This is a genomic window from Pseudomonas sp. RC2C2 (genome assembly GCF_018390435.1).
GTDB lineage: Bacteria > Pseudomonadota > Gammaproteobacteria > Pseudomonadales > Pseudomonadaceae > Aquipseudomonas > Aquipseudomonas donghuensis.
Window position 1 is genome coordinate 3765589 of the sequence record NZ_JAHBAX010000001.1, and the last position, 22675, is coordinate 3788263.

Sequence of the window (22675 nt, forward strand, 5' to 3'; positions counted from 1 at the left end):
AAGCCCTGGGTCAGTCGATACGCTTGGCCGACTTGATGAACACCGGGTCGACCGGTACATCGCGCATGCCTTTGTTGACGGTGGTCGGCGAGTTGACGATCTGGTCGACCACATCCATCCCTTTGACGACCTTGCCGAACACTGCGTAACCGGCGTCACGGCCCGGGTCGAGGAAGGCGTTGTCGGCAACGTTGATGAAGAACTGGCTGGTGGCCGAGTTGGGGTTGGAGGTGCGTGCCATCGACAACGTGCCACGGACGTTTTGCAGGCCATTGCTGGCTTCGTTGCGAATCGGCGCCTTGGTGTCTTTTTGCACCATCTGCTCAGTGAAACCACCACCCTGGACCATGAAACCCGGGATCACCCGGTGGAAGATGGTGTTGTTGTAGAAACCGCTGTCCACGTATTGCAGGAAGTTCTTGCTGCTGATCGGCGCCTTGGTTTCGTTCAGTTCGATTTCGATCTGACCGAAGCTGGTTTCCAGCATTACATGAGGCGCTTTTTCAGCGGCCATCAGGCTGGTGGCGAAGACGACCGAGCAGGTGGCGAGCAGGAGTTTTTTCAGCATGGGCTCAATGATCCTTGAGAGGTGGTGGACGCCGCCAGGAACTGCAGCAGCGTCTGATTGAAGAGGTCAGGTTGGTCCAGGGGCGTAGCGTGCCGGGAATCTTCGATCACCGCCAGCCGTGCGTGTGGAATCAGGGCCACGTAGCGCTCTTTAAGTTGTACCGGGGTGTAATCCTGGTCGGCGCTGATGACCAGGGTAGGACAGCGAATCTGCCCCAGGCGTTCCGCCACGCCCCAGCCGACGATGGCGTCGAAACTGGCCAGGTACGCACGCTTGTCGTTCCTGGCCCAGCGCTCGGCCATCTTGCGCCGCAAGTCGGCCTGCTGTGGCTTGGGGAACAGCCGTTCGGCCAGGCCCTTGCCGATGGTTTCAAGGCTCAGCAGCCGCGCCAGGGCCCAGCGCTTGGCCCACCAGATCCAGTCGCTGCGGCCGCGGCGCTTGACCTCCGGGGCGCTGTTGACGATGCACAGGCTGCGCAGCCACTCGGGGTGATCGACGGCAAACTGAAAGCCGACCATGCCGCCCATGGACAGGCCGACCAGGTGCACCGGGCCGGTCTGCAGTTGCTCGAGCAGGGCTAGAAGGTCGGCGCTGAAGCTGGCGATGCTGTAGCGCTCGCGGGGCTTGTCGGAGCGGCCGTGGCCGCGGATGTCCATGAGGATCACCCGGTACTGGCGGGCAAGCGTCGGCACCTGCATTTCCCAGTCCTGGCAACTGGAACCCAGGCCGTGCAGCAGCACCAGCGGCTCGCCCTGGCCGTATTCCTCGTAGTGCAGCGAGCAACCTTCATGTTCGAAGTAGGCCATCGGCGTGATTCCTGTCAGGCTTGGGCGGGCGCGGCGAAGGGCACATCCAGCGGTGCGGTGTCGAAGTTGCGCAGCAATTCGACGAGGATCTGCGTCGCCGGGCCCAGGGGTTTGTCCTTGTTCGAGTAAAGGTAGAACAGTGGGTGGCGACTGCCACCCTGATCCAGTGGCAAAGGCTTGAGCAGGCCTTCGCGCAGCTCGCGTTCGATCAGGTGGCGGGGCAACCAGGCAAAGCCCAGGCCGCTGCTGACGAAGGTCGCGGCGGTGGCCAGGCTGCCGACCGTCCAGCGCTGTTCGGCGCCCAGCCAGCCGACGTCACGCGGCTGCGCGCGGCCGGAGTCGCGGATCACCACCTGCAGCTGGCTTTCCAGGTCCTGGAAGCTCAGTTCCCGACCCAGGCGGTGCAGGCTGTGTTCGGGGTGGGCAACGGCAACGAACTCGACCGAACTGAGCTCCGTGCCCAGGTAGCCGGAAATATTGAAGCCGCTGATGGCAAGGTCGGCGACGCCTTCATGCAGGACTTCCTCGACCCCGGACAACACCTCTTCACGCAGGCGCACCCGGCAGCCACGGCTTTGCGGCATGAACGCACTCAAGGCGCGGACCAGGCGGGCGTTGGGGTAGGCGGCATCGACCACCAGGCGCACTTCGGCTTCCCAGCCCTGTTCCATATGGTGGGCCAGGTCTTCGAGCTGGCTGGCCTGCTTGACCAGTTGCCGCGAGCGGCGCAGCAGCACGTTGCCGGCCTCGGTCAGCACGGCCTTGCGCCCGTCGATGCGCAGCAGCGGCACGCCGAGCTGGTCCTGCATGCGCGCCACGGTGTAGCTCACCGAGGATTGCGAGCGGTGCAGGGCCTCGGCGGCTTGGGCAAAGCCACCATGATCGACCACCGCCTGCAGGGTCCGCCACTGGTCCAGGGTTACGCGCGGCGCTTTCATCTTCGGCTCCTGTTGTCCTAAGCTGGCGCTCTTTCATGGAGAGCGTCGTATGAAGAAATATTGTGCTGTATTGCTGGCCCTGCTTCCGCTCACGGCCCTGGCCTATCCCATCGACGTGGAAAAGGACATCGACGGCGTCAAGGTCGACTACACCACCTACGACACCGACCGTGACATTGGCTCGATCACCCTGAACAACTATGGCGACGTTGCCGCGCAGTGCAAGGTGTCCTTTCGCAACGGCCCGGAAGCGCCACGGGTGCGCCGCGTACTGGTGCCGGCGAAAAAAAGCGTCGATGCCACGGCCAAGTTCAACCGGGAAATCATCAAGCTGCGTATCGCCTTGAGCTGCAAACCGGAATAAAACAATTTAACTGATAGGTTGGACCCAGTTTTTACGCTTTTTTATCGATAGGTCAATCATTAATCTTGCCTCCATCGACTTACCGAACTCGCCGATGGAGGCAAGCCCCATGTCCCGTGTACTCGTCATCGAAAGCAGCGCCCGCCAGCAGGACTCGATCTCCCGGCAACTGACCCGTGACTTCGTCAGCCAGTGGCAAGCCGCCCACCCGGCCGACCAGGTCACCCTGCGCGACCTGGCCGTCAACCCGGTGCCGCACCTGGATGGCAACCTGCTCGGTGGCTGGATGAAGCCTGAAGCCCAGCGCAATGCCGATGAGCTGCAGGCCCTGGCCCGCTCCAACGAGTTGACCGATGAAGTGCTGGCGGCCGACGTGCTGGTCCTGGCCGCACCGATGTACAACTTCACCATTCCCAGCACCCTTAAAGCCTGGCTGGACCATGTACTGCGTGCCGGCATCACCTTCAAGTACACCGAAACCGGGCCGCAGGGCCTGCTGACCGGCAAGCGCGCCTACATCCTCACCGCCCGTGGTGGTATCCATGCCGGTGCCAGCAGCGACCATCAGGAGCCTTACCTGCGCCAGGTCATGGCCTTTATCGGTATCCATGACGTGACCTTCATCCACGCCGAAGGCCTGAACATGGGCGGCGATTTCCACGAGAAGGGCCTGAACCAGGCCAAGGCGCAGCTCGCTGCGGTGGCATGAGCCGGCAATGAATTTTCCCGCCTGACACCTGTTGCTCCTTTGGGTGTGCCTGCCCGGTCGCTGCCTTGTGCAGGACCGGGCTTTTTTATTTCGCCATTGCATGCAAGCACTGTGGGAGCTGGCCTTGCCAGCGATAAGGCCCGCAGGGCCTTCAGCAGTTGCCGGGCCTCCCGCGAACCGCTAAGGTCGCCGCCTCCACAGCAAGGGGCACACATGGGCTATTTATTGATTGTCGCGTTGATCCAGGCGTTTTCCTTCAGCCTGATCGGCGAGTACCTGGCCGGCCATGTCGACAGCTACTTCGCCGTGCTGGCGCGGGTGCTGCTGGCCGGGCTGGTGTTCCTGCCGCTGACTCGCTGGCGCCAGGTCGAACCGCGCTTCATGCGTTCGATGCTGCTGATCGGTGCGCTGCAATACGGCATCACCTATGTCTGCCTGTACCTGAGCTTTCGCGTGCTGACAGTGCCGGAGGTGCTGCTGTTCACCATTCTCACGCCCTTGCACGTGACCCTGATCGAAGATGCCCTGAATCGGCGTTTCAACCCCTGGGCGCTGGTGGCGGCGCTGGTGGCGGTTGCCGGCGCGGCGGTGATTCGCTTTGACCGCATCAGCCCGGACTTCTTCATGGGCTTTTTGCTCCTGCAACTGGCCAACTTCACCTATGCCGCCGGGCAGGTGCTGTACCGCCACCTGATCGCGCGCAACCCCAGCGACCTGCCGCATTACCGGCGTTTCGGCTACTTCTACCTGGGCGCCTTGCTGGTGGTGCTGCCGGCGTTCCTGCTGTTCGGCAACACCCAGCACCTGCCGAGCACCGACGTGCAATGGCTGGTGCTGTTGTTCCTGGGGCTGTGCCCGACGGCGCTGGGTTTGTACTGGTGGAACAAGGGCGCCTGCCTGGTTTCAGGCGGCACCCTGGCGGTGATGAACAACCTGCATGTACCGGTCGGCTTGCTGGTCAACCTGCTGATCTGGAACCAGCACGAGCCGCTGGGCCGGTTGTTCATCGGCGGGGCGGTGATCCTGGCGTCGCTATGGCTCAGTCGTCTCGGCACTCAGCGCCCGCTGCTGGCTGGGCAAGGTCGAGGGTAACAGGCCGGCGCGCAGGTCGTTGCCGCTGGGTTGCTGGTACAGGCTCAGGCCGAACTCCGGCAACACCGCCAGCAGGTAATCGAAGATGTCGCCCTGGATGCGTTCGTACTCGGCCCACGCCGTGGTGCGGGTGAAGCAGTAGATTTCCAGCGGCACGCCCTGGGCGGTGGTCTGCATCTGGCGGACCATGCAGGTCATGTTCGGCTGGATGTCCGGGTGGCTTTTCAGATAAGCCAGGGCGTAGGCGCGGAAGGTGCCGACGTTGGTCAGCCGGCGGCGATTGGCCGACAGCTCGGCCACCGGGCCCTGGGCCTCGTTCCAGCTGTGCAGTTCGTTGCGTTTGCGGGCGATGTAGTCGGTCAGCAGGCGCACCTCGGACAGGCGCTGCTCTTCAGCGCTGGTCAGAAAACGCACGCCGCCGGCGTCGATGAACAGGCTGCGCTTGATCCTCCGCCCGCCCGATTGCTGCATGCCGCGCCAGTTCTTGAACGACTCGGACATCAAGCGCCAGGTGGGAATGGAAACAATCGTCTTGTCGAAGTTCTGCACCTTGACCGTGTGCAGGGTGATGTCCACCACATCGCCATCGGCGCCGACCTGGGGCATCTCGATCCAGTCGCCGACCCGCAGCATGTCGTTGCTGGTCAGCTGCACGCTGGCGACGAACGACAGCAGGGTGTCCTTGTAGACCAACAGGATGACGGCCGACATCGCACCCAGACCTGAGAGCAGCAACAGCGGCGAGCGGTCGATCAGGGTGGCGACGATGACGATGGCGCCGAACACGAACAGGACCATCTTGGCCAACTGCACGTAACCTTTGATCGAGCGGGTACGGGCGTGCTCGGTGCGGGCGTAGATGTCCAGCAGGGCGTCGAGCAGGGCGCTCAGGGCCAGGGTCAGGAACAGGATGGTGAAGGCCAGGGCAACGTTGCCGAGGAAATGCTGGCTGGTGGCGCTGAGCTCCGGCACCAGCTTGAGGCCAAACTGCACCACCAGCGACGGGGTGGTCTGGGCCAGGCGCTGGAACACCTTGTTCTCGCGCAGGTCGTTGACCCAGTGCAGGGCCGGCTGGCGACCGAGCAGGCGGGCGGCGTGCAGCACCAGGAAACGCGCCACCCGGCCCAGCACCAGGGCAATCGCCAACAGGACGCCAAGGCCGATACCGGCGTGCAGCACCGGGTGTTGATCGAGGGTACCCCAGAGGTCCAGGGTGTTTTGCCACAGCTGTTGAATGTCCATAACGGTGTCGTAGAGGGTCCGCAAGTCGAAAACAAGGCCATTAGAGCGCGTATTGGCAAGAAGTTGCCAAAAGAAATTCGGCTCCGACGCCGGAAAACGTTACCCTATGCAACTGAATTTTTTGCACATGCCCGAGGTACACCCGTGTTTTCCCAATTCGCCCTGCACGAACGCCTGCTCAAAGCCGTGGCCGAGCTGAAATTTGTCGAGCCGACGCCGGTGCAGGCAGCGGCCATCCCATTGGCGTTGCAAGGGCGTGACCTGCGGGTGACGGCGCAAACCGGTAGCGGCAAGACTGCAGCCTTCGTCCTGCCGATGCTCAACCGCCTGGTTGACCTCAAGCAAAAACGTGTCGAAATTCGCGCCCTGGTGCTGCTGCCGACCCGCGAGCTGGCGCAGCAGACCCTCAAGGAAGTCGAGCGTTTCTCCCAGTTCACCTTCATCAAGGCCGGCCTGATCACCGGCGGTGAAGACTTCAAGGAACAGGCCGCGATGCTGCGCAAGGTGCCGGACGTGCTGATCGGCACCCCGGGTCGCCTGCTCGAACAGCTCAATGCCGGCAACCTGCACCTGGAGCATGTCCAGGTCATCGTGCTCGATGAAGCCGACCGCATGCTCGACATGGGCTTTGCCGAAGACGTCGAGCGCCTGTGCAACGAATGCCCGAACCGTGAACAGACCATGCTGTTCTCCGCCACCACCGGCGGTGCCGGCCTGCGCGACATGATCGGCAAAGTGCTGAAAACCCCTGAACACCTGATGCTCAACAGCGTCAGCCAGCTGGCCGAAGGCACCCGCCAGCAGATCATCACCGCCGACCATAACCAGCACAAAGAACAGATCGTGCAGTGGCTGCTGCAGAACGAGACCTACGACAAGGCGATCATCTTCACCAACACCCGGGTGATGGCCGACCGCATCTACGGGCACCTGGTGGCCAAGGACTACAAGGCGTTCGTGCTGCACGGCGACAAGGACCAGAAGGACCGCAAGCTGGCGATCGAGCGCCTGAAGCAGGGCGGCGCCAAGATCCTCGTTGCCACCGACGTCGCTGCCCGCGGCCTGGACGTCGACGGCCTGGACCTGGTGATCAACTTCGACATGCCACGCAGTGGCGACGAGTACGTGCACCGCATCGGCCGTACCGGCCGTGCCGGTAACGAAGGCCTGGCGGTATCGCTGATCTGCCACGGCGACTGGAACTTGATGTCGAGCATCGAGCGCTACCTGAAGCAGAGCTTCGAGCGTCGGGTGATCAAGGAAGTCAAAGGTACGTACACCGGGCCGAAGAAGGTCAAGGCCTCGGGCAAGGCGGCCGGTGTGAAGAAGAAAAAAGCTGACAAGAAAGGCGACAAGAAGGTCGTAGCCAAGCGCAAGCCGACCGCCAAGCCGAAGCCTAACGCCCCGCTGGCCAGCGCCGATGGCCTGGCACCGCTCAAGCGCCGCAAGCCGGCGCCGGCTGCGGAGTAAGCGCCGGCCTCATCGCCGGCAAGACCGGCTCCCACAGGTTCTTTGTCGTCCTTGTGGGAGCTGGCTTGCCAGCGATAGCTTCACCCCGATTTCAGGTCTTTTTCTCCGCTGCCTTCAGCTCCTGCAACCGCTTGTCGATCAGCGGGCAGCAGGCTGGCGGCACGCTTAAAATCAGTCGAACCGCAGCCCCGCGCACCGGTCACAATCTTACTTACCCTGATTGAGGCTATGCCAATGACCACCTACGACTGGGACCTGATCGAACGCCTGTTGCACGAAGCGCAGAACAGCGCCGGGCACAGTTTTACCCCCAGGCCCTACGCCGAGCAGCATGCGGCCCAGCTGGCGGCCGAGGGTGCGGCCCCTGGCGATCTCGATCATCTGAAAACCAAGGCATGTGAGTACGAAAAGCTGCTGTTCGAGCGCGGTTATTTTGCGTCACGCCCGGAAGACGAGGGCGGCAACGGCGAGAACTTCATCCTCACCGAACGCGGCTCGCGGCTGTTGAGCCTGCTGGACAGCAGCATTCCGGGCAACGCTCACCCGCGTCAGGTACTGGATGAACAGGACGATCCCCTGGACGAAACGACCTTCGATCAATTGGCCTCCAGGGCGCAGATTGCCTGAAGCAGGCAACACAAGGCTGGCATTGAGCGGCCGCTGCCGCTGATAATCGGCGCTGGATCCACTTCTGCCGAGAACCTGCCATGTCGATGCCTGATTCCGGGGGCGCCCGATGAGCGTCAGCCGCCGCAATACCGATGCCTTTGCCCTGCAAGTGATGCTGGTACTGTGCCTGATCTGGGGTATCCAGCAGGTCATGATCAAGTGGGCCGCGCCGGATATCGCCCCGGTCATGCAACAGGCCATGCGCTCGGGCATGGCGGCGGTGCTGGTCGGCCTGCTGATGTGCTTTCGCGGCGGCTGGGATCAGGTAGCCAGCACCTGGCGTGGCGGTCTGCTGGCCGGTGCGCTGTTCGGCCTGGAGTTTCTGTTCATCGCCGAAGGCCTGAAGCTGACCTCGGCGGCGCACATGTCGGTATTCCTTTACACCGCACCGGTGTTCACTGCCCTGGGCCTGCATTTCATGCTGCCGAGCGAGCGGCTGCGGCCCTTGCAGTGGCTGGGCATCCTGTTGGCGTTTGGCGGCATTGCCTTTGCTTTTGCAGGTGGTATCTCGTTGGCGCAGTTGGACGGGCGCATGTTGCTCGGTGATGCCTTCGGTGTGCTGGCGGGCCTGGCCTGGGGCGCAACCACCGTGGTGGTGCGTGCTTCGCGGTTGTCTGAAGCCCCGGCGACCCTGACGCTGTTCTATCAATTGGCGGTCGGTTTCGTCGGCTTGCTGCTGATAGCCGTCGCCAGTGGTCAGGTTACCCACGTGCAGTTCACCCCGCTATCGATCGGCAGCCTGCTGTTCCAGGGCCTGATCGTGTCGTTCTTCAGCTACCTGACCTGGTTCTGGCTGCTGCGCCGCTACCTGGCCTCGAACCTGGCGGTGTTCTCTTTTATTACCCCGTTGTTCGGGGTGACCTTCGGGGTGCTGCTGCTCGGCGAGCCGCTGAGCCTGAACTTCGTCCTCGGGGCGATCATGGTGCTGCTCGGGGTGACCCTGGTCAGCGCTGAGCAGTGGGTGCGCCGACGCCTGCGCAGCCTGCTCGGCTAGCCTGCGCGCGCAACAGCAGCATGCCTGCGAGTAACAGGCCGCTGGCCGCGATGACCAGCGCGGCTTGCAGGCTGCCGGCAAACTGATTGCTCAGCGCCGCCAGCAACGGCCCGCTGAGCTGGCCGAGGGCAAAGCAGGCGGTCAGCAACCCGGCATTGCGTTGGCTTGCCTGCGGCGCCAGCTCCCGCGAGCGTTGCATTACCAGTTGCATACAGGCCAGGAACGGGCCGCCACAGAGGACCACCCCGAGCGCCAGGCCCAGGCCGTTGCCCAGCAGACAAGCGAACACGCCGGCGGCCTGCAGCCACAGGGTTGCGATCAGCCAGTGTGAGGTACTGCCCATGCCCGGGCGGCGCAGGCTGACCAGCACCACGCCCAGCGCTGCCGCCAGGCCGAAGCCGGGCCAGAACAGATCAGCCAGCCAGTGCCCGTGAAAGCGCGCGCTGGCCATCTGCGACATGAAGGTCGCGGGGATGATGTAACCGATACCGTACAGCGCATACACCCCGCCCAAACGGCCCATCCCTTGTGCGGCGGGCTGGGCGAGCGCCGGGCTGCCAGCAGGCATGTCTGGCTGCGGACGTGGCAGCGCTGGCAGCACGACCAGCAGCATCAGCAGCGCAACCGCCGCGTAGATCAGCCACAAAGGTGCCGAACCCAGGCCCTTGAGGTTGGCGACCAGCGCCAGCATGCCGGTAAGCAAAATTCCCACGCCAGGCCCGGCAAATACCAGGGCGCCCAGCCGTGGCCGGTTGCTGGCCGCCGCCACTTGCTGGCTGAGGCTGGTGAGCATGACCAGCACCCAGGCGCTGGCCACGCCGGTGCCAAAGCGCAGCAGCAGGTGGGCCCAGAAGCCGCTGGCCCAGAACGACGCCAGGGTCAGCACTACACACAGCCACAGCCCTGCGTGCAGGCGCGCGCTGACCTGGCCCGGGCGGCGGGCGAACATGGCGTCCAGCGCACCGAGGAAATACCCCAGGTAGTTGGCGGCGGCGATCAGGCCGGCGGCGGTCAGGCTGATCTGGCCTTCGCTGATCAGGTGCGGCAACTGCGGGGTCAGGGCGAAGCGGCCAATGCCCATGGCCATCATCAGGGCAACGGCACAGGCGAGAAGGCGGGCAAGTGGCGACATGGCGGCGATTCCTGCACAAGCGTGGATGACCGTCAGGCTAAAGCCGGTTGATTTTCAATAAAATTGAATAATTATGAGAAACTTATTCTGTTTTGGAGAATGTCTCATGGAGCTCAGCCAGTTGCGGATTTTTCAGGCGGTGGCCGAGGAGGGCTCGGTGACCCGCGCTGCCGAGCGCCTGCACCGGGTACCGTCGAACCTGTCGACCCGCCTGCGCCAGCTCGAAGAGCAACTGGGCGTCGAGCTGTTCCGCCGTGAACGCCAGCGTTTGCAGCTATCACCGGCGGGCAAGGTGCTGCTCGATTACGCTGGGCGCATGCTTGCCCTGCATGATGAAGCTTTTGCCGCCGTGCAGGGCGGGCAACCCGCCGGGGAGTTCGTCCTCGGCTCGATGTACAGCACTGCGGCGATTCACCTGCCGGAGCTGCTGGCCCGGTACCACAGCGCTTATCCGGCGGTGAACCTGCAGGTGCAGGCGGCGCCCAGCGGCGAGTTGCTCGAAGGCTTGCTCAGTGGCCGCCTGGACGCGGCATTGGTTGATGGACCGCTAGCCCTGGCCGGGCTCGATGGGGTACCGCTGTGCGATGAAACCCTGGTGCTGATCACCGAGCCCGGCCATGCGCCAGTGCGCAGTGCCCGCGATGTCGCCGGGCGGGCGGTGTTCACCTTTCGTCAGGGTTGTTCCTACCGGATGCGCCTGGAAGCCTGGTATGCCCATGATCATGCGGCCATGGGCCGGGCCATGGAGATCGAGTCATACCCAAGCATGCTCGCCTGCGTAATCGCCGGGGCAGGGGTGGCGCTGATGGCCCAGTCGATGCTCGACAGCCTGCCGGGCAGGGAGCGGGTGGCGGTGCATCGCCTGCAGGCGCCGTTCGGCCAGGCCACCACCTGGCTGATGTGGCGCAAGGGCATGCGCGGGGCGAACCTGAGTGCCTGGATCGATTTGCAACAAGGGGAAACAGTTGCACAGGCGCCGGGGCTGGCGGTCAGTGCTTGAGGGAGATCAAACTTGGCTTTGGTCGTATGTTTTCAACATGCGCAATGTAAGACATCGGGCTATGATCTGTATGAAGCATCGCAGGATTTGTTCGCCGTGCAGGCTGACCCGTAAGGGGGAGTTATGAGAAACCATCTGTTCAACTGGCTCCACGACCTGGCCGCTGCCTTGGGCCTGATCCCGCCACCGCTACAGCCGGTGCCGATTCCAACTGACGAAGAACAGCGCAAGCGCCAGCCACGTCGCTAAAACACGTCGGCCGCCGCATCATTGCTGATGCGACGGCCGTGCTGCATCTGCAGGTCAGGCCAGGTTGACGGCGCCTACCGGGCGGCGCGACATCAGGCTGACGAGCACAAAACTCACCAGGCCGATCGCCAGGCTGTAGTAGATCGGCGTGTTGGCATCCATCCCGTCCTTGATCATGAACGCCAGAGCGGTGACGAAGCCCAGGCTCATACTGGTGATCGCCGCTGCGGTGGTGGCGCGTTTCCAGTAGATGGCACCGATCAGCGGAATCAGCATGCCGCCCACCAGCAGGTTATAAGCCAGGGTCAGCGCGCTGATGACATCGGTCACCACCAGGGCGATACCCAGCACGGCAATACCGGTCAGCAGGGTGAACAGGCGGTTGATGCCCAGGCTCGACTGCTTGCCGCCACGCAGTTTCGGCAGCAGGTCTTCGGTCAGTACCGTGGACGCTGCCAGCAGGCCGGCACTGGCGGTCGACATCATCGCCGCCAGCGCAGCAGCAATCACCAGGCCGCGGATGCCGTCAGGCAGGGCGGATTTGACGATTGCGGCAAAGGCGTTGTTGGCGTTGTCCAGATCCGGCAGGAGGATATGCGCCGCCATGCCGATCACTGCGCACACCAGGCCGTAGATCACGCAATAAACCCCAGCGGTGGTGCCCGCATACTTGGCGACCTTCTCGTCACGGGCGGTGAACACCCGTTGCCAGATATCCTGGCCGATCAGGATGCCGAAGAAGTAGATCAGGAAGTAGGTGATGATGGTGTCCCAGCCGATGGTGGTCAGGCTGAAGTTGCTGGCGGGCAGCTTGGCCACCAGTTGATCCCAGCCACCGACCTTGTACAGGCAGATGGGCAGCAGGACGAACATCAGGCCGACGGTCTTGATCACGAACTGGACGATGTCGGTCAGGGTCAGCGACCACATGCCGCCGATGGTCGAGTACACCACTACCACGCCACCACCGAGCAGCACCGCGCCCCAGAACGGCAGGTCGAACAGCACTTGCAGGACGGTGCCGATGGCCAGGGTCGAGGTCACCGCGATCATTAGCGCGTAAGCGAGCATGATCACCGCGCTGGCCTGGCGGGCCATGGGGTTGTAGCGTTTTTCCAGCACCTGGGTGACGGTGAAGATCTTCAGGCGCAGCAGTGGTTTGGCCAGGAACAGGTTCAGGGCAATGATGCCCAGGCCCAGGGCGGCGCACAGCCAGAAGCCGGAAATCCCGTGTACATAGCCAAGGCGTACGGTACCGACGGTCGAAGCGCCGCCCAGGACCGTGGCGGCCATGGTGCCCATGTACAGGCTTGGGCCCAGGTTGCGCCCGGCCACCAGGTAATCTTCATGGGTTTTTGCCCGGCGCATGCCGAACCAGCCAAGCGCGAGCATGCCGGCCGCGTAGATCAGAACAACGAATATGTCCAAGGCCATGGGTGTCTCCAATTATCTTTATTATGGTGAGATCGACCCCGGCGCCAGGCAAGCCTGGCGCCGGGTCATTCGTCTACTCAGTGGGCCGTCGTTGCGGCCCGACTGTCATGGCTCCTGCCCTGTTGCAACTCCTGGTGTGCAACCGTTAGCGGCGAGCCACGCCCGGCAGTGCACAGAGCATTTCGTACAGCAGGTTGGCACCGAGCAACGAGGTGTTGCCGGTGGTGTCGTAAGGTGGCGAGACTTCCACCAGGTCGCAGCCGATCAGGTCCAGGCCCTGGCAACCGCGGATGATTTCCATCGCCTGGATCGTGGTCAGGCCGCCGATTTCCGGGGTGCCGGTACCGGGCGCCCAGGCCGGGTCGATACCGTCGATGTCAAAGCTCAGGTACACCGGGCCGCCGCCGACTTTCTCGCGCACTTCGGCCATCAACGGCGCCAGCGACTTGTGCCAGCACTCTTCGGCCTGAACCACACGAAAGCCCTGCTTGCGGCTCCAGTTGAAGTCTTCGGCGGTATAGCCCTGAGCGCGCAGGCCGATCTGCACCACACGGTCGCAGTCCAGCAGGCCTTCTTCGACGGCGCGGCGGAAAGTGGTGCCGTGGGCGATTTTCTCGCCGAACATGTGATCGTTGACGTCGGCGTGGGCATCGATGTGCACCAGCCCGACCTTGCCGTGCTTCTTGTGGATCGCCCGCAGGATCGGCAGGGTGATGGTGTGGTCACCGCCCATGGTCATGGGGATGACGTTGTGTTCGAGGATTTCGTCGTAGGCTTCTTCAATTATTCGCACAGCGTCGAGCAGGTTGAAGGTGTTGATCGCCACGTCACCGATATCGGCAACCGACAACGAATCGAAGGGCGCAGCGCCAGTGGCCATGTTGTACGGGCGGATCATCACCGATTCGGCGCGGATCTGCCGTGGGCCGAAGCGGGTGCCGGAGCGCAGCGAGGTGCCGATGTCCAGGGGGATGCCGATGAACGCGGCATCCAGGCCTTCGGCGCTTTGCAGGTGAGGGAGACGGAGCATGGTGGCGATGCCGCCGAAGCGCGGCATTTCGTTGCCGCCCAGTGGTTGGTGCAGAATCTTGTCCACGGTCGGGCCTCATCGATTCGATTGTTCTAGTTGTTGGAACCTGTCTGGCTGGCCTGGGGCAACCCCTGAAATGCCGGCAAGCAGGTGCATTGCGGCAGAGTCTGCAAAAGGTAGTGGATGAAAAGAATCGCTACAGGCAAATACTTAGTTCAGGTTTTTCTGAACTAATGCCAGTGTTGGGGTTAGAATCCGGCCATCTGTCACTCAGCGGACCGCGATCAGATGGCCTCTGCCTTGCCTGACCTGAAACTCCTGCGCATCTTTGTCAGCGTCGTGCGTCATCAGGGTTTCGCCAATGCCCAGCGCGAGCTGAACCTGTCGACCTCGGCGATCAGTACCTACATGAGCCAGCTGGAGGCGGCGCTGGGCATCGTCCTCTGCCATCGCGGCCGCGGTGGTTTCAGCCTGACCAGCAAGGGCGAACTGTTCCACCAGGAGACTTTGCGCCTGCTGGCGGAAATGGACGGCTTCGAGCAGTACGCGGCGGCGCTCAAGGGCGAATTGCGCGGCACCCTCAACCTGGGCGTGATCGACTCCACGGTGGGTGATCGGGCCTTGCCCCTGGCCGAAGCCATTGGCGCCTACAGCCAGGAACACCCGGCGGTGCACTTGCACCTCTCGGTATCGAGCCCCTACGAGCTGCAACTGGGGGTACAGGACAACCGCCTGGACCTGGCCATCGGCGCCTTTTCCACGCGCATGAGCGGCCTGGTGTATCAGCCGTTGTACCGTGAGCAGCACTGGCTGTATTGCAGCAACCGCCATCCGCTGTTCAACGAGCGGCGCATTCCCGAGCAGGTGATCACCCAGCAGCGCATGGTCGGTCGCGGCTACTGGAGCCAAGCAGAGCTTGCCCGCCACGGTTTCAAGCACAGCGCGGCGACCGTGGAAAGTATGGAGGCGCAGCTGATTCTGGTGTTGTCGGGCGCCTATATCGGCTACCTGCCGGAGCACTACGCCCAGGCCTGGGCCGATAAGGGCGATTTGCGGGTACTATCGCCGGCGACCTTCGGCTATCAGGCGCCGTTCTCCATGATCATTCGCCGTGGCCGCAGCCGCGAACCCTTGATTCAGACCTTCCGCGATCTGCTCAAGGCGCAACTCACGTCTGCCTGAACGAAACAGTCACTGAAAAATTTAGTCACTGCTGCAAAAAATCCTGAAAGTATCGGCCGCAACCCCGTAATTGCTCTGCTAAACCTGTATTGGCTTGATGAAATTTCCCATCATTTCCTTTGCAGGGATCGCCCAGATGCGCATGAATTTGCCCGTCACTGAGCATGAAAGAACCTTTCCGAGCGAACAACGGCTGATTTCCACCACCGACCTCAACAGCCGTATCACCTATTGCAACGATGCCTTTGTCGCCATCAGCGGTTTTACCTACGAGGAATTGCTCGGTCAGCCACACAATCTGGTGCGTCATCCGGACATGCCACCTGCAGTGTTCGGCCACATGTGGGACACCATCAAACAGGGCAAACCCTGGATGGGGGTGGTGAAAAATCGCTCGAAGAATGGCGATTTTTATTGGGTCAGTGCCTACGTCACGGCGATTTACGAGAACGGCCGGATCAGCGGCTTCGAGTCGGTGCGTTCGGTACCGAGCCGCGAGCAGATCCGCCGCGCGACAAGTCTGTATGCGCGGTTGCGCCAGGGGCGAAGCCCGGTACCGCTGGCGGCGCGACTTGGCGCTAGCCTGGAACATGGCTGGCCACTGGTGGCGGCGGGTGTGCTTTCGGCGATCAGCTACCTGTGGCTACCGCAGTACGCTGCGCTGGGCGTATTGATGGCCAGTTTGCTCAGCGCCTGGTACCTGATCGAGGCACGCCAGAACCGGGTGATCCGCCGTACCCTGGGCGAGCACCCGAAAGCCTTCACCAGCCCTCTGGTGGCCCTGACCTATAGCGACAACAGCGGCCTGCAGGGCCAGTTGGACCTGGCAATCCTCAGTGAAGAAGCGCGCTTGCAAACGGCACTGACCCGGCTGGTGGATGCTGGCGTGGGGGTGAAGGCGCGTGCCGCGCAGTCGTCCGATTTGTCTGGCGCCCAGGCGCAGATGCTCGACCGCCAGCGCAGCGAAACCGACCAGTCGGCCACGGCCATCGCGCAAATGGCGGCGACCATCCAGGAAGTGACCCACAATGTGCAGAACACCGCCACCGCCGCTTCTGACGCCGACCACCTGGCTCAGCAGGGCAGTGACCTGGCGCAGCAGAGCCTACGCGCCATGGGCAGCATGGCCGAGGCGGTCAGCGACATCGGTCAGGCGGTCAATGCCCTGGCCGACCAGACCCAGTCGATCGGCAGCGTGGTCGATGTCATCACCTCGATTGCCGAGCAGACCAACCTGCTGGCGCTCAATGCCGCCATTGAAGCGGCGCGGGCCGGCGAGCAGGGCAGGGGCTTCGCCGTGGTCGCTGACGAAGTGCGTTCGTTGGCTCAGCGTACCCGCACCTCGACCGAGGAGATCCACCAGATCATCGCCTCGTTGCGCGCCGGCGCCGAGCGGGCGGTCTCCAGTGCCAGCAAAGGCGAGCAGATTTCTCGCGACAGTGTGCACAGCGTCGAGGCGGTGCAGTCGGCGCTGGTGGGCATCACCCAGGCGGTCAGCCGCATCACCGGTATGAGTCAGCAGATGGCCACCGCCTCGGAACAGCAGAGCCATGTCGCCGAGGACATCAACCAACAGATCACCCGCATCGCCCAGCTCTGCGATCACAGCGCCGGGCAGGCCAAGCAGGGCGCCGAGATCAGCCAGGACCTCGAACGCATGGCCGATTACCTGTACAGCCTGGCTGAACGTTTCAACCGCTGACGCTTTGCGTCTCTCCCACAGGGAAGTGGGCTTTTTTCGGGGCTGCTGTGGCACACTTTGCCCGCTCAGGAGAACCCGATGTCCAGAATCCACTGCGAGCGCTGTTTGCGCCCACAAGCTCATTGTCTTTGTCCGTTGATCCCGTCCCTGGGCAGCCGCACCCGCGTGCTGTTGCTGCAGCATCCCAGTGAAGTGCGCCATGCCCTCAATACCGCCAAGCTGGCGGCGCTTGGCTTGCGTAATGCGCAGTTGCGGGTGGGGGAAGTGTTCGAGGACCTGCCTGAGCTGCTTGAGGCGCCGGGGTATCGCAGTGCGTTGTTGTTTCCGGGGGATGAGGCGTTGCCGCTGGAGGCTTATGCCGACGGCCAGGATGATCGCCCGTGGCAGTTGGTGGTGCCGGATGGCACCTGGCGCAAGGCGAGCAAGTTGCTGCATTTGAATCCGTTGCTGGGCGGATTGCCGCGGGTGACCCTGGCGCAAGTGCTGCCGTCGCGTTATCGCCTGCGCAAGGCACCGCAGCCGGGCGCGTTGTCGACCCTGGAGGCGGTGGTGCAGGCATTGAACGTGTTGGAGGCGCCGCAGGGTTTCGATGCGTTGTTAAAGCCGTTCGAGGCGCTGATCGAGGGGCAGATCGCGGCGATGGGGCGCGAGACGTACGAGCGTAATCATTTGCGCTGACCTGTTGCGAGTGCTTCGCGCTCGATCGCTGGCAAGGCCAGCTCCCACAAGACCGGTAGACACACTCACTGTGGGAGCCGGCCTTGCCGGCGATGAGCTGCACTCAGCAGCTCCCGAACGCCTCAGCGTTCGCGCATCGCCTCGGTCTGTGCCTTGAGCACCGGCTTGAGCAGGTAGTCGAGCACGCTCTTGTGCCCGGTGATGATGTCCACCGTGGCCGTCATGCCCGGGATGATCAGCAGCGGTTTGTTGTCACCGCCCAGATGGTTGCGGTCAGTACGTACCTGGATCAGGTAAAAGGCATTGCCCTTGTCATCGGTGACGGTATCGGCGCTGATCAGCTCGAGCTTGGCCTTGAGGCCGCCATAAATGGTGTAGTCATAGGCGCTGAACTTGACCATCGCCGATTGCCCGGGGTGCAGGAAGGCAACATCTTGTGGGCGTACCTTGGCCTCGATCAGCAGGTTGTCTTCCAGCGGCACGATTTCCAGCAGGTCGCTGCCGGGCTGGACCACGCCGCCGATGGTGTTGACCTTGAGCAGCTTGATGATCCCGTGTACTGGCGAAACCACCGTGGTGCGGGTCACCCGGTCGTCGATGGCGATGCTCGAGGCAGTGATCTTCGACAGGTCGGTGCGTTTTTCGTTGAGCTCCTTGGCGGCCTCCGAGCGAAACCCGGCTTCAGACTCTTCGATCTTGCTCTTGATCTCGGCCACTGCCGCTTCGGCGCGGGGGATCGCCAGGCTGGTGGCGTTGAGCGAGCCGCGGGCTTCCACAGTACTGCGCTTGAGGCGCAGGATCTCTACCGGCGAGATTGCCCCGGTGCCGACCAGGGGCGTGGACATGTTCAGCTCTTGCTGCAGCAGCGCCAGGGCCGAGCGGTACTGCTCGACCTTGGAGCGGAACTCGGCCAGTTCCTGGGTTTTCTGCCGCAGTTGTTCGTTGAGGGTCTGCTTCTCGCTGTTCAGGCGGCGCTGGCGCGACTGATACAACGCCAGCTCGTCTTCCGCCACCTGTGGTGCCTTGCTGCGTACCTCTTCGGAGAGCTGGAATGGCCGGCCTTCGGCTTCGGCCGAGAGGCGCTCGACCTGGGCGGTGAGGGCAAAGCGGTCGGCCTCGCTCTCGCCCTTGTTGGACAAAAAGCGCGTGTCGTCCAGGCGCAGCAGGGTATCGCCCTTGTTCACCATCTGCCCTTCGCGCACGAAGATTTCGGTGACGATGCCGCCTTCAAGGTTCTGGATCACCTGGACCTTGCTCGACGGAATGGCTTTGCCTTCGCCCATGGTCACTTCATCGAGCACGGCAAACTTGGCCCAGAGCAGCGCTACCAGCAACAACGCTGCGGCCAGCCATACGGTGATGCGTGACAGGCGCGGCGAATCCTGCAGCGTGGCGCCCGCCACGTCGGGCATGAACTCGCGTTCGGCGGTCTTGCCGAAACTCTGGAAGTAACTGCGCAGGCCTTGGCTTACGGACATGGATGGACCCCCTAGAGTGCCGCGCCAACGCGGCCTTTGCGCAGTGCATCGATGACCGCGTCCTTCGGCCCGTCGGCAACGATCTTGCCGTTGTCCAGCACCAGCAGGCGGTCGACCAGGCTGAGCAGCGAGGTGCGGTGGGTGACCAGCAGCAAGGTCTTGCCCTGCACCCAGCCATGCAGGCGCTGGCGCAGTTGGTCTTCGCTGCTGTTGTCCATGTGGCTGGTGGGTTCGTCGAGGATCATGATCGGCGGTTCGAGCAGCATCGCCCGGGCCAGCAGCACGGCCTGGCGCTGGCCACCGGAGAGCAGTTGACCGCGCTCGCCCACCGGGCGGTCGAAGCCTTGCGGGTGCTGGCGGGCCAGTTCGCTGACGCCGGTCAGTTCGGCGACTTCGAGCATGCGCGCATCGCTGACATAGCGGGCGCCGAGGGTCAGGTTGTCGCGCAGGCTGCCGGCCAGCAGCGGCAGGTCATGGGCGACATAGCCCAGTTGGTGACGCAGGTCGGCGATGTCCAGCTGGCGCAGGTCGATGTTGTCGAGCAGGATTTGCCCTTCATCCGGGGCATAGAAGCCCATCAGCAGGCGTGCCAGGGTACTTTTGCCGGAGCCGCTGCGGCCGATGATGCCGATGCGCTCGCCCGGCTTGACGCTGAAGTTGATGTCGTTGAGGGCGGCGGCGTTTTGCCCGTGGTAGCGAAAGTTCACGTGGTTGACGTCGAGGGCGCCGTGCAGGTGGGTGCGTTCCAGCGGCTGCTGGCCGGCCTGGCGTTCCTGGGGCAAGGCCATCAGCGCATCGGTGCTGCGCATGGTCAGTTGTGCCTGCTGGTAGCGGGTGATCAGCCCGGCGATCTGCCCCAGCGGTGCCAGTACCCGGCTGCCGAGCATGTAGCTGGCAACCAGGGCACCGACGCTGAGGTTGCCGGCAATGATGCTGTAAACCCCGGCAACGATGGTGGCCATGCCGCAAAACTGTTGGATGAACAGGGTGCCGTTGGTGGCGATGGCCGACAGGTTGCGGGCGTGGGCGTCGAGGCGGGTGAGGGCGCCATGGGTGCTTTCCCACTGGTATTGGCGCTCGCTTTCGGCGCTGCAGGCCTTGAGGGTTTCCAGGCCGCCGAGGGTTTCGATCAGCAGCGCCTGGCGCACGGCACCCAGGGCCAGGCTTTTTTGCACGGTATCGCGCAGGCGCACCTGAATGAACAAGGCGAAGAGGATGGTCAGCGGGAAGGCGATCAGCGGGATGACCACCAGCCAGCCGCCGAGCAGGCCGATCACCGCCAGCATCAGCACCACGAAGGGCAGGTCGATGACGCTGGTCAGGGTTACGGCGGTGAGAAATTCACGCAAGCCCTGGAAGTCGTGAATGCTCTGGGCAAAACCGCCAACGGTCGCGGGGCGGGCTTTCATCGACATGCCGGTGATGCGTTCGAACAGGGTGGCAGAGAGAATCAGGTCGGTCTTTTTCCCGGCCTGGTCGAGCAAGTGGGCGCGGACCACGCGCAGGGTCAATTCGAACAGGGTGCCGATGAGCAGGCCGGCAGTGAGCACCCAGAGGGTCGAAGTGGCCTGGTTGGGCACCACCCGATCGTAGGTCTGCATGACGAACAAGGGCACCATCAGCCCCAACAGGTTGATCAGCAAGCTGGCGAGGATGGCGTCGCTGTAGAGCCAGCGGGACAGCTTCAGGGTGTCGCGGAACCAGGCGTTGACCCGCGGCATCAACGGCGCACGCAGGTCTTCGAGTTCGTGGCGGGGGCGGGCGAACAGCGCTTCCCCAGCGTAGGCTTCAAGCAGTTCCTGGCGGCTGACCCACTGCTCGCCACCTTCGGCTTCACACGGCAGGATCAACGCCCGGCCGTCATCGCCCCAGCGGCGCAGCACTGCGCAGCGGCCGTCCTTGAGCAGTAACAGCACAGGCAGGTTGAGCGCCGAGATCGCCCCCAGCTCACGGCGCAGGACGCGTGCCTGCAACCCGGCCCGTGCCGCAGCCCGGGGCAGCAGCTCAAGGCTCAGGCGTTGCTCGGGCAGCGGCAGGCCGGCACTCAGGCCGGCGCGACTGGCGGTGCAACCGTGCAGCTTGCAGAGGATCAGCAAGCCATCGAGTAACGGGTCATCGAAACTCTGGCGCGGATCTATTGCCGAGCTCGCAGATTGCATGCTGGTCACGGTCGCCTACTCCTGTAGCGGGTGGAGGGGATTAGCGCATATCGGGCAAGCGCGCCTCGCTCTTCACTTCGCTCTTGGCGATCGCTTCGGCTGGCAGCGAGATGCGCTGCTTGCTCAACAGCTCACCCATGTTGGCCAGTACCCGGTACATGGAGAACTCTTCGGTGTAGCGCACTTCGGTGTAGCGGCGGTTGGCGTTGTACAGCTCGTTTTCACTGTCGAGCAGGTCGAGCAGGGTGCGTTGGCCGAGGCCGAACTGGTCCTGGTAGGCGGCCCGCACGCGGGTAGTGGTCTCGGCGTATTCGCGCGCTGCTGGCAGTTGTACGCGGGCGTTGTTCATGGCGTTCCATGACAGGGCCAGGTTTTCGTTGAGGGTCCGCAGGGCATTGTTGCGGATGTCCATGGCCTGGTTGATCTTGTGTGCATCGGACTGCAGGCGGGCCTTGTCGCTGCCGCCGCGGAACAGGTTGTAGCTGAGCTCGACACCGGCTTGCCAGTCGTTGTTGTCGTGGCCGACCTGACCTGCGGTGTTGTTGTTGGCACCGGTGGCCAGCACCGCGTCCAGGCGCGGGTAGAACGGCGACTTGGCCACTTCGTATTGCTGCTCGGCCGCATTGACGTCGGCCTGGGCGGACTTCAGGTAAGGGTTGTTGTCGAGCATGCCTTGGCGCGCGGCACCCAGGTCGGGAGGTACTTCGCCTTTGATGGTCACCGGGGTTTCCAGCTCATCGGCGGAACGGCCAACGACGCTATAGAAGTTGGCTTCGGCGTCGGCCAGGTCGACTTCGGCGGTGTACAGGTTGTTTTCTGCCAGGGCGCGACGGGCAGTGGACTGATCTCGGTCAGCGTTGCTGCCGACGCCGCGCTCGCTGCGCAGGCTGATCTGATCGTTGACCCGCAAGTGGGCTTGCAGGTTGTTCTTGGCCAGGGTCACCAGCTCGCGGCGCTTGAGCACTTCCAGGTACACCTCGACGGTGCGCAGGGCGATCGACTCGGCGGTGGCCTGGGTGTAGTAGGCGCGCGAGTTGACCACAGCTTCAGTACGGCCGACTTCGTTGGGGGTGTTGAAGCCATCGAACAACATCTGCCGCAGACGCAGGTCCGACTGGGTGTAGGTCAGCGTCTCTTTATTATGGTTGCGGCTGCCGTCGGTGTTGAAACCACGGGTATTGGTGTTGTCGGAACGCTGGCGACCATAACCGGCCACCAAATCGACCGTCGGGAAGTAGCCCCCTCTGGCGAACTTCACATCTTCATCGGCCGACAACCGGCTGTTCCTGCTGGCATTGATTTCCGGATGGTTATCCACGGCGCTTTGCACAGCTTCATTAATTGACATCGCCTGGGCACTGGAACATGCCATGGCCAACAGAATTGCGCTGGTGATGGGGGTCAAAACGCGCATGGGTTACATCTCCCTGATTTCTAGTAATGGTCCTGCGATTCGTCAAAAAAGTGACGAAAACCTGAGGTTAAACCGTATCAGGCTTGTAACAACAGAGCTAAGAACATTTACGCGTGCAGCTAAGAAGATTTTTTCATAAGAGTTATGCGAAAAAAAACTTATGCGGTCTAAGAAATTCGAGACATTGTTCATATCAAACCGCCCGTGGAATCAGCGCTAGGGTGCATTTTTTCGGGCGTCAGAGGAAGTTCCCGTGTTTTGCAGCAAAGGGCATGGATGTAGCGGAGGGGATGGAGGCGGGGCGAAGTTTGGCGACAATTTATTGGCACATGTCACTTGGCCACTTCGTTCAATCACGTTCACCA

General features: G+C 63.0%; 21 protein-coding genes and 2 pseudogenes. 13 read left to right on the forward strand and 10 right to left on the reverse strand.

Features of this window, described 5'->3' with window-relative positions; all coding sequences use genetic code 11:
* Nucleotides 1-10: 10 nt before the first annotated feature.
* From KHO53_RS17420 to KHO53_RS17430, 3 genes are read right to left on the reverse strand one after another with little or no spacing between them, the layout of a single operon-like run.
* Nucleotides 11-568 carry a peptidylprolyl isomerase A gene (locus KHO53_RS17420; RefSeq protein WP_010223069.1) on the reverse strand — a complete coding sequence of 186 codons (558 nt, stop codon included), beginning with the start codon at nucleotides 566-568 and terminating at the stop codon, nucleotides 11-13.
* Nucleotides 562-1374 (reverse strand): alpha/beta fold hydrolase, encoded by an 813-nt coding sequence (locus KHO53_RS17425; RefSeq protein ID WP_213570556.1) that lies wholly within the window; start codon nucleotides 1372-1374, stop codon nucleotides 562-564. Before KHO53_RS17425 ends, KHO53_RS17420 begins: the two co-directional genes overlap by 7 nt.
* Before the next feature lie 14 nt (nucleotides 1375-1388).
* Nucleotides 1389-2312: a PA3225 family LysR-type transcriptional regulator gene (locus KHO53_RS17430; RefSeq protein ID WP_010223067.1), complete on the reverse strand. Its 924-nt coding sequence runs from the start codon at nucleotides 2310-2312 to the stop codon at nucleotides 1389-1391.
* 49 nt (nucleotides 2313-2361) lie between these two features.
* On the opposite strand from KHO53_RS17430, the gene KHO53_RS17435 reads away from it, so the two are divergent.
* From KHO53_RS17435 to KHO53_RS17445, 3 genes are all read left to right on the forward strand, one after another.
* A complete protein-coding gene (locus KHO53_RS17435; RefSeq protein ID WP_010223066.1) occupies nucleotides 2362-2676 on the forward strand; it encodes a hypothetical protein in 315 nt (104 codons plus the stop codon).
* Nucleotides 2677-2785: 109 nt separating this feature from the next.
* The gene (locus KHO53_RS17440; RefSeq protein WP_100783142.1) at nucleotides 2786-3385 is read left to right on the forward strand and encodes an FMN-dependent NADH-azoreductase; all 600 of its coding nucleotides are present in this window, start codon (nucleotides 2786-2788) and stop codon (nucleotides 3383-3385) included.
* A gap of 213 nt (nucleotides 3386-3598) precedes the next feature.
* Nucleotides 3599-4477, forward strand: coding sequence for a carboxylate/amino acid/amine transporter (locus tag KHO53_RS17445; RefSeq protein ID WP_213570557.1), 879 nt, complete (start codon nucleotides 3599-3601; stop codon nucleotides 4475-4477).
* Here KHO53_RS17445 and KHO53_RS17450 read toward each other — a convergent pair.
* Complete coding sequence (locus tag KHO53_RS17450; RefSeq protein WP_010223063.1) at nucleotides 4418-5719, reverse strand: mechanosensitive ion channel family protein; 1302 nt, start codon at nucleotides 5717-5719, stop codon at nucleotides 4418-4420. The two genes, KHO53_RS17445 and KHO53_RS17450, sit on opposite strands and share 60 nt — an antisense overlap.
* Before the next feature lie 144 nt (nucleotides 5720-5863).
* On the opposite strand from KHO53_RS17450, the gene KHO53_RS17455 reads away from it, so the two are divergent.
* From KHO53_RS17455 to KHO53_RS17465, 3 genes are all read left to right on the forward strand, one after another.
* Nucleotides 5864-7189: a DEAD/DEAH box helicase gene (locus KHO53_RS17455; RefSeq protein WP_010223062.1), complete on the forward strand. Its 1326-nt coding sequence runs from the start codon at nucleotides 5864-5866 to the stop codon at nucleotides 7187-7189.
* A 234-nt stretch (nucleotides 7190-7423) separates the two neighbouring features.
* The gene (locus tag KHO53_RS17460; protein WP_010223061.1) at nucleotides 7424-7816 is read left to right on the forward strand and encodes a hypothetical protein; all 393 of its coding nucleotides are present in this window, start codon (nucleotides 7424-7426) and stop codon (nucleotides 7814-7816) included.
* Nucleotides 7817-7925: 109 nt separating this feature from the next.
* Nucleotides 7926-8852, forward strand: a complete 927-nt coding sequence (locus KHO53_RS17465; protein WP_010223060.1) for a DMT family transporter — start codon at nucleotides 7926-7928, stop codon at nucleotides 8850-8852.
* Here KHO53_RS17465 and KHO53_RS17470 read toward each other — a convergent pair.
* On the reverse strand, nucleotides 8803-9984 hold the full coding sequence (locus KHO53_RS17470) for a YbfB/YjiJ family MFS transporter (protein ID WP_036994229.1): 1182 nt from the start codon (nucleotides 9982-9984) through the stop codon (nucleotides 8803-8805). The genes KHO53_RS17465 and KHO53_RS17470 overlap by 50 nt on opposite strands.
* Nucleotides 9985-10090: 106 nt before the next feature.
* Here KHO53_RS17470 and ptrR point away from each other — a divergent pair, with 106 nt between their 5' ends.
* Nucleotides 10091-10984, forward strand: coding sequence for a putrescine utilization regulator PtrR (gene ptrR, locus KHO53_RS17475; protein WP_010223058.1), 894 nt, complete (start codon nucleotides 10091-10093; stop codon nucleotides 10982-10984).
* Nucleotides 10985-11107: 123 nt separating this feature from the next.
* Nucleotides 11108-11233 (forward strand): PA1414 family protein, encoded by a 126-nt coding sequence (locus KHO53_RS25785; protein WP_010223057.1) that lies wholly within the window; start codon nucleotides 11108-11110, stop codon nucleotides 11231-11233.
* Nucleotides 11234-11287: 54 nt separating this feature from the next.
* On the opposite strand, the gene KHO53_RS17480 is transcribed toward KHO53_RS25785, so the two are convergent.
* Nucleotides 11288-12667: a sodium:solute symporter family protein gene (locus KHO53_RS17480; protein WP_010223056.1), complete on the reverse strand. Its 1380-nt coding sequence runs from the start codon at nucleotides 12665-12667 to the stop codon at nucleotides 11288-11290.
* Between the two features lie 145 nt (nucleotides 12668-12812).
* Nucleotides 12813-13763 (reverse strand): agmatinase, encoded by a 951-nt coding sequence (gene speB / locus KHO53_RS17485; protein WP_010223055.1) that lies wholly within the window; start codon nucleotides 13761-13763, stop codon nucleotides 12813-12815.
* 222 nt (nucleotides 13764-13985) lie between these two features.
* Here speB and KHO53_RS17490 point away from each other — a divergent pair, with 222 nt between their 5' ends.
* The 4 genes and pseudogenes from KHO53_RS17490 to KHO53_RS17500 all read left to right on the forward strand — a co-directional run bounded on the left by KHO53_RS17490 (nucleotide 13986) and on the right by KHO53_RS17500 (nucleotide 17259).
* The gene (locus KHO53_RS17490; RefSeq protein ID WP_010223054.1) at nucleotides 13986-14879 is read left to right on the forward strand and encodes a LysR family transcriptional regulator; all 894 of its coding nucleotides are present in this window, start codon (nucleotides 13986-13988) and stop codon (nucleotides 14877-14879) included.
* 142 nt (nucleotides 14880-15021) lie between these two features.
* A pseudogene (locus tag KHO53_RS26040) lies at nucleotides 15022-15330 on the forward strand (PAS domain-containing protein); the annotation flags it as partial.
* Between the two features lie 273 nt (nucleotides 15331-15603).
* A pseudogene (locus KHO53_RS26045) lies at nucleotides 15604-16581 on the forward strand (methyl-accepting chemotaxis protein); the annotation flags it as partial.
* 78 nt (nucleotides 16582-16659) lie between these two features.
* Nucleotides 16660-17259 carry a tRNA-uridine aminocarboxypropyltransferase gene (locus tag KHO53_RS17500; RefSeq protein ID WP_010223052.1) on the forward strand — a complete coding sequence of 200 codons (600 nt, stop codon included), beginning with the start codon at nucleotides 16660-16662 and terminating at the stop codon, nucleotides 17257-17259.
* Between the two features lie 122 nt (nucleotides 17260-17381).
* On the opposite strand, the gene KHO53_RS17505 is transcribed toward KHO53_RS17500, so the two are convergent.
* From KHO53_RS17505 to KHO53_RS17515, 3 genes are read right to left on the reverse strand one after another with little or no spacing between them, the layout of a single operon-like run.
* Nucleotides 17382-18737 (reverse strand): HlyD family type I secretion periplasmic adaptor subunit, encoded by a 1356-nt coding sequence (locus KHO53_RS17505; RefSeq protein WP_010223051.1) that lies wholly within the window; start codon nucleotides 18735-18737, stop codon nucleotides 17382-17384.
* Between the two features lie 11 nt (nucleotides 18738-18748).
* A complete protein-coding gene (locus KHO53_RS17510) occupies nucleotides 18749-20896 on the reverse strand; it encodes a type I secretion system permease/ATPase (RefSeq protein WP_249684610.1) in 2148 nt (715 codons plus the stop codon).
* 40 nt (nucleotides 20897-20936) lie between these two features.
* A complete protein-coding gene (locus tag KHO53_RS17515) occupies nucleotides 20937-22310 on the reverse strand; it encodes a TolC family outer membrane protein (RefSeq protein ID WP_010223049.1) in 1374 nt (457 codons plus the stop codon).
* Here KHO53_RS17515 and KHO53_RS17520 point away from each other — a divergent pair.
* Nucleotides 22267-22449 (forward strand): hypothetical protein, encoded by a 183-nt coding sequence (locus KHO53_RS17520; protein ID WP_162471131.1) that lies wholly within the window; start codon nucleotides 22267-22269, stop codon nucleotides 22447-22449. The two genes, KHO53_RS17515 and KHO53_RS17520, sit on opposite strands and share 44 nt — an antisense overlap.
* Nucleotides 22450-22675 lie beyond the last annotated feature (226 nt).